Genomic DNA, 15,660 nt, shown 5'->3' with positions numbered 1-15,660 from the left:
CCGACTGACGGATCAACGGGACGGGGGAGCTTGAGCGAGCGCCGCGGCGAGATCGCCGCGGCCGCCGATCTGCAGCTTGCGGTACGCTCGCGAGAGATGCGTCTCGACGGTCTTGACGGTGATGAAGAGCGCGCGGGCGATCTCGGGATTCGAGAGACCGGTGGCCGCGAGATCGGCGACGCGCCGCTCGCTCGCGGTGAGGGCGGCGCTGCCGAGCACCGCGAGCCGCGCGGTGCGCCCGCCCGCCGCAGTCAATTCGGCATCCGCGCGCTCGACGTCGGGTCCGGCACCGCAGTCGGCCAGCGTGGCGCGCGCCGCGATGAGGGCTCCGCGAGCGCGCGTCCGCTGTCCGGCTCGGCGCAGGGCCGCACCGAGCGAGAGACCGGCGAGGCCCTCGAGGTAGCGGGCTCCGGATCCGGTCAGCGCCTCGACCGCGCGCTCGGCCAGCGAGATCGCCTGGACCGCGTCGGCGGAGGTCTCTCCGGCCAGTTGCAGCGCCTGACCGAGGAGTGCGGGGACGCCCGCGCGTTCGCACAGCGCCAGATGCTCGACGGCGAGGACTCGGGCGCGCTCCTCATGTCCCAGCGCGCGCAGCGGCGGTATCGCGAGCGCGCGCCACGCGGTCCAGGAGGGGGAGTCGATCCCGACGCGTGCGAGACTCGCGCCGAGCGTCTCCGCCGCGACCAGGGCTTCCCGGTGGAGCCCGGCGGCGTGCAGCGCGACGGAGCGCGCGGACAGCGCCGTGGCGACGCCGTTCACCGGGGCATCGGCGGGCGGCTGCTCGGGCAGTTGCGCGAGCAGCTCGCGAGAGTCTGCGAGCAGGCCCCGCCGCACCAGGGTCTCGACGAGACCGCTTCTGGCGAGCATGGCGATGAGCGGGCCCGCGCTCAGCGATTCGCCGAACTCGAGCATCGCCCGGTAGTGGCGTCCCGCCTCCTCGAACGACCCCATCCAGTACTCCGCCTGCGCGCGTATGAAATTCGCCGACACGATGCCGAGCGCAGACCCTCTCGCCTCTGCTCGGGCGAAGCCTTCGTCGGCCAGTCTGCGCGCTTCGCCGTAGTCGCCGATCGCGACGAGGAACAGGCGGGCCCACACCCAGTCGGTGCGCTCGGGCGAGTCGCTCGGATGGATCGCGCGGCGCGCGAGCTCGCGGATCTCCGCCGCGGGTCGATTCGTGCCCACGGCGTCGGCGAGCTGCTGATTCAGGAAGAGCCGCTCGGCGCGGGTCGCGCCGGGCAGCTCGGGTCGCGCGGCCAGGCGTCGGCGTGCGTCGCCGATCCGCTCGGGAAGCAGGAGCCCGACCGCGATGAGCGCGGCCTCCAGCTCGAGCCGCAGCTCGGCGTCCTCGGCCTCCGCGAGTCCGCGATCCAGGGCCTCAGCCGCGTGCTCGTGACGGCCCGCGTAGCTGAGGGCTCCCGAGAGCGCCAGGGCGCATCGCGCGCGATCCTCCGGGCCGAGCGGACCCCGCTCGGCCTCGTGGAGCGAGGCGATGCATCCGGCGTCGAGCGTGCGCAGTTCCGCCAGCCCGAGCTGCAGCAGCACGTCGGCGCGCTCGCCGTGCCTCGGCGGTTCGGCCATCGCGCGGCGCAGCAGCGTCACCGCGGTGTGAGGCGCCCCGTCGTCGAGGGCGGCTGCGGCGGCGTCGCGCAGCAGCGCCACCGCCCAAGGATCTCCGGTGCCGCTCGACGCGAGCAGGTGGGCGGCTGCGGCGTGAACCTCGTCCGGCGCGAGCAGTCGCGCCGCCGCACGGTGCAGCTGCTCCCGGGTATCGGCGCCGATCATGGAGCGGGCCGCGTTGCGCAGCAGCGCGTGCCGGAACGACAGCCCCTCCGCCTCGTCGAAGAGTCCGGCGGCCCGGAGCCGATCGGCCGCCGCCGCGGCATCCGCGAGTCCGAGCCCGGCCAGATCGGCGGCGACGGAGGTGGCGGTGCGCTCCAGGACGGCGACGGCTCGCGCGAGGGCCCGGTCCGCGGACTCGAGGGCCGCGAGCCTGGCGACCACGGAGTCGATGACGCCCGCCGGCGCGGCGCCGAGGATCATGTCGGCGGTCCGACGCGGCGACCCGGCGAACGTGCGCGCGATCGCTGCGACGAGGAACGGGTTGCCTCCGGTCGCCGCCGACACGGCGTCGGTCAGCTCCGGGTCGGCGTCGCCCCACGAGCTGATCAGGCGCCGTCGCACCGCTTCGGGGGTGAGCGCGGCGAGCCGCAGGGCCTCGGCGTCCCTGCCGGTGAGCAGCGAGGCGAAGGGCGGGCGGCGATCCTCCGCCGCGACCTCCCGAGCGGAAACCAGCGCCAGAACCGGCATTCCCGGGAGCCGCCCGCCCAGAGCGGCGAGGAGCATCAGGGACTCGTCGTCGGCCCAGTGCGCGTCGTCCGCCGCGATCAACAGCCGTCTGCGCGCGGAGAGACGGTCGAGCAGCCTCACGAAACCCGCGAGGAGATCGTCGTGGTCGACCGGGGCGGCTTCTCTCCCCAGCACATACCGCGCGGCGAGCGCGGCGGGGCCCGAGGCGAGCGTCTCGAGCTCTCCCGGATCCAGCGACATGAGCGCCCGGTCGAACAGGCGTCGCACGATGCCGAACGGGGTGCGCGACTCGAGCTCTCCGGCCCCGGCCGCGAGCACCATGAAGCCGCGTTCACGGCCCCGGTCGGCCCCTGCTCTGAGCAGCGAGGTCTTCCCCGAGCCGGCGGGGCCGAGCAGCAGAACCGTTCCGCCCTCGCCCGCGGCGGTCCGGTCCAAGCGGGCCGCGATCCTCGCGAGCTCGTGGTCGCGTTCCAGCAGATCCTCGCTCACAGGCACGAGCATAGTGCGCGGTGGGGCTCTCCACGCGGCTCGATCGTCTGTGCGCCCTCACGGGCTCGAACCGTGGACCCGCTGATTAAGAGTCAGCTGCTCTACCAACTGAGCTAAAGGCGCATGCTGCCGCTGGGCAACGGATCAACCCTAGCATGAGGATCCGGGTTGGGAAAAATCCGTGGAGCTGTCCCAGAGACTCGGGACCGCGGCGATGCTACGAGGATCTTCCGGTGACCGCGAGTCCGACGCCCAGCCCGACCATGAGCGTGCCGCCCCCTCCCCTGACGAGCGCCATGCGCCGCCGGGAGCCTCCGAGCACGGTCGCGATGCCGCCCCGCCCGCCGATGCTCAGGGATCGGGCGATGGCGAACATGACGCGGGGCCCTGGCACCGCGATCAGGATCGCGGGGGCGAGAGCGAAACCGAGCAGGGCTTCCGTCGACGGCATGGGGTCAGTGCAGATCCCGTGGCGCCCGAGGGGGTCAGCGCGCCGCCTTCAACGCCTTCTTCGCCTGGCGCTGCGCCTCTCGGGCGGCCTTCTCCTGCTCCTCGTCGTCGGACTGCTTCGCTACGCCGGCCACCGTGAGCAGCAGTCCTGCAGCCCAGACGCCCCAGACGACGAATCGCCGCCAGTCCTTCGGCATCGCCTGGGTCTGGCGGAACGTCCCGGCGGCGCCGATCAGCGCGGCAATGACCCCGAAGTTGGTCAGATACTTCCCCAGCGACATCGGCCACCCTCCTCGTCCGCAGTTCTCCGACCAGACTACCGTGCGGGTCCGCCCGGCGGGCGCCCGCGATCGCGCGGGGTGCGCGGCGAAGGGGCTAAGCTGGAGGCGCACGCACACGTCGGTCTGAGGAGGAGCACTGTGGCGAAGGATCAGGAGTTGTTCGAGGAGAGTTCGCAGGGAGCCGTCAGCGCGGTGACCGCGACGGTCCTCATCATTTCCCTCGTGCTGCTGGTCGGCGGTCTCCTGGCCGCGAGCTACGCCTTCGATCCGGCGAACGACGAGACCATGAACCTGTGGCTGTTCGCGGGCGGGCTGATCGCCACCGTGCTCGGCTTCGCCATCCCGTTCAGCCTGCTCCCCAGCAGCGGCAAGTAGCGCCGCGAGCGGCGGGCCGGACCCGTCCGGGGTGACCGGTTCGGGATAGGCCCGGGGGTAGACTGGTGGGTATGGCAAAAACCGACGTGAAGCCGCACGACATCAAGCCGCGCAGCCGCGATGTGACCGACGGCATCGAGAAGGCCGCCGCCCGGGGGATGCTCCGCGCGGTCGGCATGGGCGACGAGGACTGGGACAAGCCGCAGATCGGCATCGCCAGTTCGTGGAACGAGATCACGCCCTGCAACCTGAGCCTCGATCGTCTCGCCCAGGGCGCCAAGGAAGGCGTGCACGGCGGCGGCGGGTACCCGCTGCAGTTCGGCACCGTGTCGGTCTCCGACGGCATCTCGATGGGCCACGAGGGCATGCATTTCTCGCTCGTCTCGCGCGAGGTCATCGCCGACTCCGTCGAGACCGTCATGATGGCCGAGCGGCTCGACGGATCGGTGCTGCTCGCCGGCTGCGACAAATCGCTGCCGGGGATGCTCATGGCCGCGGCCCGCCTCGACCTCGCCTCGGTGTTCCTCTACGCCGGCTCCATCGCCCCCGGCTGGGTGAAGCTCAGCGACGGCACCGAGAAGCAGGTCACCATCATCGACGCCTTCGAGGCCGTCGGCGCGTGCAAAGCCGGGACGCTCAGCGAGGAGGATCTCAAGCGGGTCGAGTGCGCGATCGCTCCCGGCGAGGGCGCGTGCGGCGGCATGTACACGGCCAACACCATGGCCTGCGTGGCCGAGGCGCTCGGCATGAGCCTGCCGGGCTCGGCGGCGCCGCCCAGCGCCGACCGCCGCCGGGACTACTTCGCCCATCGCTCGGGCGAGGCCGTGGTGAACCTGCTGCGCGAGGGCATCACCGCGCGGGACATCCTCTCCAGGAAGGCCTTCGAGAACGCCATCGCGGTGGCGATGGTGCTCGGCGGGTCCACCAACGCGGTGCTGCACCTGCTCGCGATCGCGCGCGAGGCCGAGGTCGAGCTGACGCTCGACGACTTCACGCGGATCGGGGCGAGGACCCCGCACCTGGCCGACATGAAGCCGTTCGGCAAGTACGTGGCGGAGGACTTCGACCGGGTCGGCGGCATGCCGGTCATCATGAAGGCGATGCTCGACGCCGGCCTGCTGCACGGCGATGCGCTGACCGTGACCGGCAAGACCGTCGCCGAGAACCTCGCCGAGGTGACGACGCCCATCGACGGGAAGGTGATCCGCACCCTCGAGGACCCGCTGCACGAGGGCGGCGGCCTGTCGATCCTGCGCGGCACCCTGGCACCGGAGGGCGCAGTGGTGAAGACCGCGGGCTTCGACGCCGAGGTGTTCGAGGGGCCCGCCCGGGTGTTCGAGCGCGAGCGCGCCGCCATGGACGCCCTCACGGAGGGCAAGATCGGCAAGGGCGACATCGTCGTCATCCGCTACGAGGGCCCCAAGGGCGGCCCGGGGATGCGCGAGATGCTCGCCATCACGGGCGCCATCAAGGGCGCCGGGCTCGGCAAGGATGTACTACTATTGACGGACGGCAGATTCTCGGGCGGCACAACCGGCCTGTGCATCGGCCACATCGCACCGGAGGCCTCGGATGGAGGGCCTGTGGCGCTCGTGCGTGACGGCGACCTGATTCGGGTCGACATCACCGCCAAGACGCTCGACCTGCTCATCGAACCCGCAGAACTCGAAGCGCGCAGAAACGACTGGTCGCCGCTGCCCCCGCGCTACACCCGAGGCGTGCTCGCGAAGTACGCCAAGCTCGTGCGTTCCGCGAGCGAGGGAGCCATCACGGGCTGAGATCCGGCACCCGGGTCGCCGCGCGGGGCGCGCAGGCCCGCACCGTCACTAGAACGCCGAAAGAAAGTATGAGATGAACTCGGAAGCGAGTCCGATATCGACCCGTGCGGGCGCCGATGCAGGCGAGCGCATGACCGGCGCGGAAGCGGTGGTGCGCAGTCTCGAGGCGCTCGGCGTCACCGACGTCTTCGGCCTGCCGGGCGGCGCCGTGCTGCCGCTCTACGACACGCTGGCGAACGATCACCAGCTGCGGCACATCCTCGTCCGCCACGAGCAGGGCGGCGGCCACGCAGCCGAGGGCTTCGCCGCGGCCAGCGGCCGGGTCGGCGTGTGCATCGCCACCTCCGGTCCCGGCGCCACCAACCTGGTCACCGCCATCGCCGACGCCTACATGGATTCCGTGCCGCTGCTCGCCATCACCGGTCAGGTGTTCTCGCACCTGATGGGCAGCGACGCCTTCCAGGAGGTCGACATCGTGGGCGTGACGATGCCGATCACCAAGCACTCCTTCCTGGTCAAGCGCGCCGAGGACATCCCGGGCGCCATCGCCGCGGCCTATCAGATCGCCTCGACCGGGCGCCCCGGTCCCGTGCTCGTCGACATCACGAAGGACGCGCAGGAGAAGGAAGTCGACTTCGTCTGGGATCCGCAGGTGGAGCTGCCCGGCTACCGGCCGATCACCAAGGCCAACAGCAAGCAGATCCAGGCCGCGGCGGAACTGATCGCCGACGCCACGCGCCCCGTGTTCTACGTGGGCGGAGGCATCGTGCGCGCGGGGGCGTCCGAGGAGCTGCTGCAGCTGGCGGAGCTCGTCGGCGCGCCGGTCGTCACGACGCTCATGGCGCGCGGCGCCTTCCCCGACTCCCATCGTCAGCACCTCGGCATGCCGGGGATGCACGGCACCGTCCCCGCGGTGCTCGCGCTGCAGGAGGCCGATCTGCTGATCACGCTCGGCGCGCGCTTCGACGACCGGGTCACCGGCAAGGCCGAGCTGTTCGCCCCCGGGGCGAAGGTGATCCACGCCGACATCGACCCCGCCGAGATCGGAAAGATCCGCACGGCCGACGTCCCCATCGTGGGCGACGCCGCCGAAGTCACCGCCGACCTGATCGCGGCGGTCTCCTCGCTGAAGCACAGCCGCGAGTTCTCCGACCTCACGGGGTGGTGGGAGCGGCTGCGCGCCCTCCAGGAGCGCTATCCGCTGGGCCATCAGGAGACCAGCGACGGCCTGCTCTCACCGCAGCACGTCATCCAGCGCATCGGCGAGCTCAGCGGACCCGAGGCCATCTACGCCGCGGGCGTCGGCCAGCATCAGATGTGGGCGGCGCAGTTCATCAAGTACGAACGGCCGAACTCCTGGCTGAACTCCGGCGGAGCCGGCACCATGGGTTACGCGGTGCCCGCCGCCATGGGAGCCAAGGTCGCCGAACCCGATCGCGTCGTGTGGGCCATCGACGGCGACGGCTGCTTCCAGATGACCAATCAGGAGCTCGCGACCTGCGTCGTCAACGACATCCCGATCAAAGTGGCGGTCATCAACAACTCGTCCCTGGGGATGATCCGCCAGTGGCAGACCCTCATCTACGACGGCCGCTACTCGAACTCCGAGCTGAACACCGGCCACGGATCCAAGCGCATCCCCGACTTCGTCAAACTGGGCGACGCGTACGGCTGCCTCTCCATCCGCGTGGAGCGGGAGGATCAGGTGGACGAGGCGATCGAGCTGGCGCTGCAGACGAACGACCGGCCCGTGCTCATCGAATTCGTCGTGAGCGCCGACGCCATGGTGTGGCCGATGGTGCGCCAGGGAACCTCGAACAGCGATATCCAGTACGCGCTCGAGCACAGCCCCGAGTGGGAGGATGAGTAAACCATGAGTCGCCACGTCCTGAGCCTCCTCGTCGAGGACAAGCCCGGCCTGCTCACCCGCGTCGCCGGGCTCTTCGCCCGCCGCGGCTTCAACATCGACTCCCTCGCCGTCGGCCCGACCGAGGTGCGCGGCCTCTCGCGCATCACCGTGGTGGTGGACGAGGAGGACCTGCCGCTCGAGCAGGTGACCAAGCAGCTGAACAAGCTCGTCAACGTCATCAAGATCGTCGAGCTCGAGGACGCTCAGTCGGTGCAGCGCGAGCACATGCTCATCAAGGTGCGGATCGACAACCAGACCCGCTCCCACGTGCTCGAAGCCGTCAACCTGTTCCGCGCCCGTGTCGTCGACGTCGTGACGGACGCCCTCGTGATCGAGGTCACGGGCGACACCGGCAAGATCCAGGCCTTCCTGCGGGTGCTCGAGCCCTACGGCATCAAGGAGATCGCCCAGTCGGGGCTCATCGCCGTGGGCCGCGGATCGAAGTCCATCACCGAACGCGTCTTCAAAGGCTGACCAACAACTCCACCAACAACCACTTAAGGAGGCCACTCGTGGCTGAGATCTACTACGACGGCGATGCGGACCTGTCGATCATCCAGGGCAAGAAGGTCGCCGTCGTCGGCTACGGCTCGCAGGGGCACGCCCACGCCCAGAACCTGCGCGACTCGGGCGTCGAGGTCGCCATCGCGCTGAAGCCCGGCTCGAAGTCGATCCAGAAGGCCACCGAGGCGGGCTTCGAGGTCAAGACCGTCGATGAGGCCGCGGAATGGGCCGACCTCATCATGATCCTCGCGCCGGACCAGCACCAGCGCAGCATCTACAACGAGCAGATCAAGCCGCACCTGAAGCCGGGCAAGACCCTCGCCTTCGCGCACGGCTTCAACATCCGTTTCGGCTACATCGAGGCGCCCGAGGGCGTCGATGTGATCCTCGTCGCTCCGAAGGCGCCCGGCCACACCGTGCGCCGCGAGTTCGTCGCCGGCCGCGGCATCCCCGACATCATCGCCGTCGAGGTCGACGCCTCCGGCACCGCCTGGGAGACCGCGAAGTCCTACGCGAAGGCCATCGGCGGCACCCGCGCCGGCGTCATCAAGACCACCTTCACCGAGGAGACCGAGACCGATCTCTTCGGCGAGCAGTCGGTGCTCTGCGGCGGCGTGTCGCAGCTCGTGCAGTACGGCTTCGAGACCCTCACCGAGGCGGGCTACCAGCCCGAGATCGCCTACTTCGAGGTGCTGCACGAGCTGAAGCTCATCGTCGACCTCATGTGGGAGGGCGGCATCGCCAAGCAGCGCTGGTCGGTGTCCGACACCGCCGAGTACGGCGACTACGTGTCCGGTCCGCGCGTCATCGACCCGCACGTCAAGGAGAACATGCAGGCCGTGCTCGCCGACATCCAGTCGGGCGCGTTCGCGAAGCGCTTCATCGACGACCAGGACAACGGCGCGAAGGAGTTCCTCGAGCTGCGCGCCAAGGCCGAGCAGCACCCGATCGAGAAGACCGGAGTGGAACTGCGCGGCCTCTTCGCCTGGAAGCAGGAGGACACGGATTACACCGACGGCAGCGCTGCGCGCTGACGACGGTGTAATCCCGGGATCGGCACTGTTCGGCGAGGATCGCTTGCGATCCTCGCGCCGACGGCAGCGCTGCGCGCTGACGACGGTGTAATCCCGGGATCGGCACTGTTCGGCGAGGATCGCTTGCGATCCTCGCGCCGACGGCAGCGCTGCGCGCTGGCGCGAGGCCGCCGTCGCCGATCCGCCGCGGAGAACCGCCGGGCTGCTCGGCGAGCGGGATCCCGTTTTGCGAGTGGGATCGTGTCCGGCTGCCCGACGAGTGCACTGCCGTCGAACACGGTCACACTCGCGAGGTGCCGCCCGGCGAAGGGGTTCCTCCCTCGGGCGGCACCGGCTCACTCCGCGGTCGCGTCCTCGGCGGGTGCGTTCTCCGTGGGCGTCTCCTCCGCGGGCGCCTCGCCGCTCACTGCGGCCTCCACCGCCGCCACCTGCTCCTGCGTGTAGCCGCAGTAGTTCACGGCCTCCCGCTGCCAGTAGGAGACCAGCCGGTCCTTCCCCGCCTCGTGGGCCGCGGCCACCGATCCCTGATAGATCTGCCCGTCCTGCGACTCCTTGTTCACGTCCGGCACGGCGGCGCACACGTGGAAGACGCTGCCGCCCTTGACCCAGAAGACCTCGTCCGTGCCGGTGAGCTGCACGATGATGCTCTCCTCGGCGGCGTACTGCTCCTGGGACGGCGGGCTGTAGTCGGCGCCGAAGGCGAAGACCGCGACCAGGGCGACCACCACCCCGATGCCGCCGGCCAGAGCTTTCTGCTTGCCGTCGAGGTTCTTGTTCGTGAAGATGAGCACGATCAGCGGCAGGAACGCGATGACCGACATGATCGCTCCGAGCTGGTTCTGCACGAAGAAGCGCACGGCGTCCTTCTTCGAGGCGGGGTCGAGACGGTTCGCCTGCTTCCAGAACAACGATCCGGCGATCGCGAGCGCCGCGGTGAGCACGATACCGCCGATGAGCAGCCACATGTTGACCGGGTCCTGCCTGAGCACCCAGAAGATCAGCACGGCCTCGATGCCGATGGCGAGGAGCCATCCCGCCCAGGCGAAGACGCGAAGCCTGCCCGCGCGGCTCTTCGCCTCCGGGGCGGGCGTCCACACGGGGCCGTCCGCCGCCGACTCCTCCGAGGCCTCCGGGCGCGCGGACGAGGGCTTCGCGGAGCTCGACTCCACGCGGACGACCTTCTTCTTGGGCTTGGGCGATTCGGTCACGATGATCCTCTCGGAACGGGTGGGGGAGACCAGGGCGGCGCGGTGCCGACCACGCGCGCAGGCACAGTGTACCGTCGGCCGGTCCGGTCCGGGCGCCGCTACACTGTTCCCCATGCCCAAGCGATCGGATCGTGATGTGCGCGAGAGCCGTCTCGCGAGCGGCTGGACCGTCGAAGAGGGCCCCGCGGCGGAACCCGGGATCGAGCAGCCCCCGATGCAGGCGGATCCGGGCGCGGAGCCGACGCCCACGGCCGATCCGCAGCCCCGCGATGAACGGGAGCAGCTCGGCAACGGAACCCTGGTGCTGCTCGGCGTCATCGGCGGCCTCTACCTGCTCTACACGTGGGTATGGCTCAGCTGGGCGAATCACTACGCCGGCCTGAACGCGGAGCTCGCGGGGGACGCCGGCGTGCTGGGCTCGATCCTGCAGCAGACGATGTACTGGGCCGCGCCGCTGGCGCCCGCGCTCTGGTTCTTCTCGGCGCTGCTGCTCAATCGGGGCGAACGCACCTGGCGATTGGCGCTCTGGCTGGTGATCGGCGCGATCGTGCTCGTGCCGCTGCCCATGTTCGATCTCGGGACTGCCGCATGAGCGTCGCGGAGGAGCCCGCACCGCCGGAGCCGGCGGGCCGGACGCGGCGCCGCGCGAGGAGGATCGCGGTATGGGCGTGGGGGGTGCTGCTGGTGGCGCTCTATCTCTACGTCGCGGTGCAGGCGCTGGTGAATCTGCTCGGCATGTACGAGATCGGAGCGGGCCTCGGCACCGGGCTCAGCGCGACGGGTTGGTTCTGGCTCGTCGCGGGCGTCGCTCTTCCCCTGGTCGCCTGCGCCGTAGCGCTGTGGCTCGGCCGCGGACGCGGAGCGGGTCTCCGGCTGCTGCTGCTCGCGGCGGGCATCGCCGCGGTCGCGGCCTTCCAGCTGGAGATCTCCCACCTGGTGCCGACGCTCAGCTTCTTCGTCTGATTTCCCGGCCGGCCCTCACCGCATCGATCGGCGCGTGAGCGATGCCGGCGGCGAGTAGACTGTCGGATGCGGCTCGCTTCCGAGCCGCCCATCTGCCCGCGCCTCTCGAAGGAGCCTCTGTGCCCGCGCCTGTCGTGCTGATTGCCGAACAACTCTCGCCCGCCACCATCGCCGCACTCGGCCCCGACTTCGAGGTGGTGCACGTCGACGGCACCGACCGCGAGGCCCTGCGTTCCTCGCTCGCGTCGGCCGACGCCGTGCTCGTCCGCTCGGCGACGAAGCTCGATGAGGAGGCCATCTCGTGGGCGCCGAAGCTCCGGGTCATCGCCCGTGCGGGGGTGGGACTCGACAACGTCGACATCAAGGCGGCCACCCGGGCCGGCGTCATGGTCGTCAACGCGCCGACGTCGAACATCATCAGCGCCGCCGAGCTCACGGTCGCCCACATCCTCGGCCTCGCCAGGAAGCTGCAGCGCGCCCACGCCTCCCTCAGCTCGGGGGAGTGGAAGCGTTCGGCGTTCACCGGCGCCGAGCTCTTCGAGAAGACGGTCGGCATCGTGGGGCTCGGGCGCATCGGCGCGCTCGTCGCCGATCGACTGCGCGGCTTCGGCGTCGAGCTCATCGCCTACGATCCCTATGTCACCGCGGCTCGTGCCGGGCAGCTGGACGTCGAGCTCGTCGAGCTCGACGAGCTCGTCGAGCGCGCCGACTTCCTCACGATCCACATGCCCCGCACCCCAGAGACGCTGGGCATGATCGGCGAGGCGCAGCTGCGGGCGATGAAGCCGACGGCCTACGTGGTCAACGTGGCGCGAGGGGGCCTGATCGACGAGCAGGCGCTCGCCGCGGCGCTCGACGCCGGCGAGATCGCGGGCGCCGCCCTCGACGTGTTCGTGGAGGAGCCCCCGAGCAGCGACGTGCTGACGGCGCATCCCAGGACGAACGTCACGCCTCACCTCGGCGCCTCCACCGAGGAGGCGCAGGAGAAGGCCGGGGTCTCGGTGGCGAAGTCGGTGCGGCTGGCGCTCGCGGGCGAGCTGGTCCCCGACGCCGTCAACGTCGCCGGAGGCGCCATCGACGAGTACGTCAAGCCCGGCCTGCCGCTCACGGAGAAGCTCGGTCAGATCTTCGCCGGGCTCGCCGCGGGCCCGGTCGCCTCGCTCGACGTCGAGGTGCACGGCGAGCTCAGCGACTACAACGTCGAGGTGCTGAAGCTCGCCGCGCTCAAGGGCCTGTTCACCCAGGTCGTGAGCGACCCGGTCTCGTACGTCAACGCCCCCCTGCACGCCGAGCAGCGGAACGTCGAGGTGCGCTTCAGCGCCGATGCGGTGACCGAGAGCTACCGCAACGTCATCACCCTCCGAGGGGCGACCGAGGACGGCACGCGGATCTCGGTCTCGGGAACGCTGACCGGCCCGAAGCAGATCGAGAAGATCATCGAGATCAACGGCTACGACATCGAGCTCCCGATCTCCGAGCACCTGATCGTCTTCAGCTACACGGATCGGCCGGGCATCGTGGCGGTCTACGGCAGCGTGCTCGGCGAAGCCGGGGTGAACATCGCCGCGCTCCAGATCGCACGCGACGAGAAGAAGGGGGAGGCGCTCTCCGTGCTCTCCATCGACTCGCCCGTGCCCTCCGAGCTGGTCGCCGGTCTGAGCGACGCGATCGGTGCGAACGTCATCCGCGCCATCGACCTGGTGCTCGACTGAAACTCCGCTCCGCGGTGATAGGATTCTGACAGCGGGCGTCTGCCCGCGTCAACGATGAACCGAGCACGTCGGCAGGCTGGCTGGTCTTCGGTGGTGGATCCCCCTCGATTCGCGGGACTCGCGCAGCACGCAGGGTGGCCTTCTACTGAACATCAGCACCCGTGGCCGCTTCGAACGTTCCGGGCTGCCCGCCGCGTGCTCACACACGCAAAGGAGTACCCGTGGAGGGTCCTGAAATCAAGTTCGCCGAGGCCGTGCTCGACAACGGCCGCTTCGGCACGCGCACCATCCGCTTCGAGACCGGCCGTCTCGCGCAGCAGGCGCAGGGCGCCGTCGCCGCCTACCTCGACGAGGAGACGATGCTGCTGAGCGCTACCAGCGCTTCGAAGCAGCCGAAGGAGCACTTCGACTTCTTCCCGCTGACGGTCGACGTCGAGGAGCGATCCTACGCCGCGGGAAAGATCCCGGGCTCGTTCTTCCGCCGCGAGGGCCGCCCCTCGACGGAGGCGATCCTCGTCTGCCGCCTCATCGACCGTCCCCTGCGCCCGTCGTTCGTCGACGGTCTGCGCAACGAGGTGCAGATCGTCATCACCGTGCTCTCGATCGCTCCGGGCGAGTTCTACGACGCGCTCGCGATCAACGCGGCGAGCGCCTCCACGCAGATCTCGGGTCTGCCCTTCTCGGGGCCGATCGCGGGTGTCCGACTCGCGCTGATCGACGGTCAGTGGGTCGCGTTCCCCAACGCCGAGCAGCTGCAGAACGCCGTGTTCGACCTCACCGTCGCCGGGCGCATCGTCGTCCAGCCCGATGGTCGGGAGGACGTGGCGATCATGATGGTCGAGGCCGAGGCCACCGAGGTGAGCTGGAACCTCATCAAGGCCGGCGCGACCAAGCCGGATGAGACCGTCGTCGCCGAGGGGCTCGAGGCGGCCAAGCCGTTCATCTCGCAGCTGGTGAAGGCGCAGGAGCGGCTCGCCGCCCAGTCCGCGAAGGAGATCCAGGACTACCCGGTGTTCCTGCCCTACACCGACGAGGTCCACGCGGCCGTCGAGGCGCTCGCCGAGACCGAGCTCGCGGAGATCTACCGGATCGCCGACAAGGTCGAGCGTCAGAACGCCGACGACGCGCTGAAGGCGCGCGTGAAGGAGGCCGTCGCGGCGAGGGTCGCGGCCGGCGAGCTGCCCGAGGAGGCGGAGGGCCAGGTGTCGGCCGCCTACAAGTCGGTCACGAAGAAGATCGTGCGCGGCCGGATCCTCTCCGAGGGCGCCCGGATCGACGGGCGCGGTCTGCGCGACATCCGCGGCCTCGACGCCGAGGTGCAGGTGCTTCCGCGCGTGCACGGTTCGGCGATCTTCCAGCGCGGCGAGACGCAGATCCTCGGCGTCTCCACGCTGAACATGCTGAAGATGGAGCAGCAGATCGACTCCCTGTCGCCGGTGACGAGCAAGCGCTACCTGCACCACTACAACTTCCCGCCCTACTCGACCGGTGAGACCGGCCGCGTCGGCAGCCCGAAGCGGCGCGAGATCGGCCACGGCTTCCTGGCGGAGCGCGCGCTCGTGCCCGTGCTGCCCAGCCGGGACGAGTTCCCCTACGCGATCCGCCAGGTGAGCGAGGCGCTCAGCTCGAACGGCTCCACCTCGATGGGCTCCGTCTGCGCCTCGACGCTGTCGCTGCTCAACGCGGGCGTGCCGCTGCGGGCTCCCGTCGCGGGCATCGCGATGGGCCTGGTCAGTGACGAGATCGACGGGGAGACGCGCTATGCGACCCTGACCGACATCCTGGGCGCCGAGGACGCGCTCGGCGACATGGACTTCAAGGTCGCGGGAACCCCGGAGTTCGTCACGGCGCTGCAGCTCGACACCAAGCTCGACGGCATCCCCAGCGATGTGCTCGCGGGTGCGCTCTCCCAGGCGAAGGAGGCGCGCACGACGATCCTGGGCGTGATGAACCAGGCGATCGACACGCCGGACGAGATGGCTCCGACCGCTCCCCGCGTGATCAGCGTGCAGATCCCGGTCGACAAGATCGGCGAGCTGATCGGCCCCAAGGGCAAGACGATCAACGGCATCCAGGACGAGACCGGTGCGGAGATCTCGATCGACGACGACGGCACCGTCTACATCGGCGCCACCGACGGTCCGACCGCCGAGGCGGCGCGGGCCCAGGTGAACGCGATCGCCAACCCGCAGAATCCGGAGGTCGGCGAGCAGTACCTCGGGACCGTGGTGAAGAACGCCGCCTTCGGCGCCTTCGTATCCCTTCTGCCCGGCAAGGACGGCCTGCTGCACATCAGCGAGGTGCGCAAGCTGGTCGGCGGCAAGCGGATCGACTCGGTCGAGGACGTGCTCGCGATCGGGCAGAAGATCCTCGTGAAGATCACCAAGGTCGACGACCGCGGCAAGCTCTCGCTCGAACCCGTGATCGACGAGGCTCCCGAGGCCGAGGGCGCCGAGTCGGTCGAGGCCGCGGAGCCCGCGGTCACCGAGGCGGAGGCCCCCGCGGACGCGGTCCCCGCGGCCGAGTAGTCCGGCGGCCGGAAGGCCCGGTGCGCCCCGGCGCCCGGGCCTTCCGCGTGCCATCCGGGGCTCGTGATCCGAACGTTCATGTTCGGAGGGTTGATTCTGCGCAGGACCGGTCAATCCGG

13 protein-coding genes and 1 tRNA gene are annotated in these 15,660 nt (G+C 70.2%); 9 read left to right on the top strand and 5 right to left on the bottom strand.

The features are described from left to right. Positions 1 to 12: 12 nt before the first annotated feature. The 4 genes from J4H92_RS09255 to J4H92_RS09240 form a co-directional block, all read right to left on the bottom strand. Positions 13 to 2,799 (bottom strand): AAA family ATPase, encoded by a 2,787-nt coding sequence (locus tag J4H92_RS09255; RefSeq protein ID WP_208097895.1) that lies wholly within the window; start codon positions 2,797 to 2,799, stop codon positions 13 to 15. A gap of 50 nt (positions 2,800 to 2,849) precedes the next feature. After that, positions 2,850 to 2,922, bottom strand: a tRNA-Lys gene (locus J4H92_RS09250). Positions 2,923 to 3,016: 94 nt separating this feature from the next. Then, positions 3,017 to 3,250 carry a hypothetical protein gene (locus J4H92_RS09245; protein ID WP_208097894.1) on the bottom strand — a complete coding sequence of 78 codons (234 nt, stop codon included), beginning with the start codon at positions 3,248 to 3,250 and terminating at the stop codon, positions 3,017 to 3,019. Between the two features lie 34 nt (positions 3,251 to 3,284). Then, complete coding sequence (locus tag J4H92_RS09240) at positions 3,285 to 3,530, bottom strand: hypothetical protein (RefSeq protein ID WP_208097893.1); 246 nt, start codon at positions 3,528 to 3,530, stop codon at positions 3,285 to 3,287. 138 nt (positions 3,531 to 3,668) lie between these two features. On the opposite strand from J4H92_RS09240, the gene J4H92_RS09235 reads away from it, so the two are divergent. The 5 genes from J4H92_RS09235 to ilvC all read left to right on the top strand — a co-directional run bounded on the left by J4H92_RS09235 (position 3,669) and on the right by ilvC (position 9,130). Further along, on the top strand, positions 3,669 to 3,905 hold the full coding sequence (locus J4H92_RS09235) for a hypothetical protein (RefSeq protein WP_208097892.1): 237 nt from the start codon (positions 3,669 to 3,671) through the stop codon (positions 3,903 to 3,905). 71 nt (positions 3,906 to 3,976) lie between these two features. Next, positions 3,977 to 5,683 (top strand): dihydroxy-acid dehydratase, encoded by a 1,707-nt coding sequence (ilvD, locus tag J4H92_RS09230; protein ID WP_208097891.1) that lies wholly within the window; start codon positions 3,977 to 3,979, stop codon positions 5,681 to 5,683. Between the two features lie 130 nt (positions 5,684 to 5,813). Then, positions 5,814 to 7,553, top strand: a complete 1,740-nt coding sequence (locus J4H92_RS09225) for an acetolactate synthase large subunit (protein WP_243752185.1) — start codon at positions 5,814 to 5,816, stop codon at positions 7,551 to 7,553. A 3-nt stretch (positions 7,554 to 7,556) separates the two neighbouring features. Further along, positions 7,557 to 8,066, top strand: a complete 510-nt coding sequence (ilvN, locus tag J4H92_RS09220) for an acetolactate synthase small subunit (protein WP_208097889.1) — start codon at positions 7,557 to 7,559, stop codon at positions 8,064 to 8,066. 38 nt (positions 8,067 to 8,104) lie between these two features. Further along, entirely contained in the window at positions 8,105 to 9,130 is a 1,026-nt protein-coding gene (gene ilvC / locus J4H92_RS09215) for a ketol-acid reductoisomerase (protein WP_208097888.1), read from the top strand. Between the two features lie 335 nt (positions 9,131 to 9,465). Here ilvC and J4H92_RS09210 read toward each other — a convergent pair whose 3' ends face one another. After that, entirely contained in the window at positions 9,466 to 10,338 is an 873-nt protein-coding gene (locus J4H92_RS09210; protein ID WP_208097887.1) for a UbiA prenyltransferase family protein, read from the bottom strand. Positions 10,339 to 10,450: 112 nt separating this feature from the next. On the opposite strand from J4H92_RS09210, the gene J4H92_RS09205 reads away from it, so the two are divergent. From J4H92_RS09205 to J4H92_RS09190, 4 genes are all read left to right on the top strand, one after another. Further along, positions 10,451 to 10,930: a hypothetical protein gene (locus J4H92_RS09205; protein ID WP_208097886.1), complete on the top strand. Its 480-nt coding sequence runs from the start codon at positions 10,451 to 10,453 to the stop codon at positions 10,928 to 10,930. Continuing rightward, positions 10,927 to 11,301, top strand: coding sequence for a hypothetical protein (locus tag J4H92_RS09200; protein ID WP_208097885.1), 375 nt, complete (start codon positions 10,927 to 10,929; stop codon positions 11,299 to 11,301). The genes J4H92_RS09205 and J4H92_RS09200 overlap by 4 nt, the downstream gene beginning before the upstream one ends. 119 nt (positions 11,302 to 11,420) lie before the next feature. Further along, positions 11,421 to 13,013 (top strand): phosphoglycerate dehydrogenase, encoded by a 1,593-nt coding sequence (gene serA, locus J4H92_RS09195; RefSeq protein WP_208097884.1) that lies wholly within the window; start codon positions 11,421 to 11,423, stop codon positions 13,011 to 13,013. Between the two features lie 221 nt (positions 13,014 to 13,234). Then, on the top strand, positions 13,235 to 15,541 hold the full coding sequence (locus tag J4H92_RS09190) for a polyribonucleotide nucleotidyltransferase (protein ID WP_208097883.1): 2,307 nt from the start codon (positions 13,235 to 13,237) through the stop codon (positions 15,539 to 15,541). Positions 15,542 to 15,660: the final 119 nt, after the last annotated feature.

It is taken from the genome of Leucobacter weissii (assembly GCF_017565745.1).
GTDB lineage: Bacteria > Actinomycetota > Actinomycetes > Actinomycetales > Microbacteriaceae > Leucobacter > Leucobacter weissii.
This window is presented reverse-complemented; position numbering and strand designations above follow the sequence as displayed.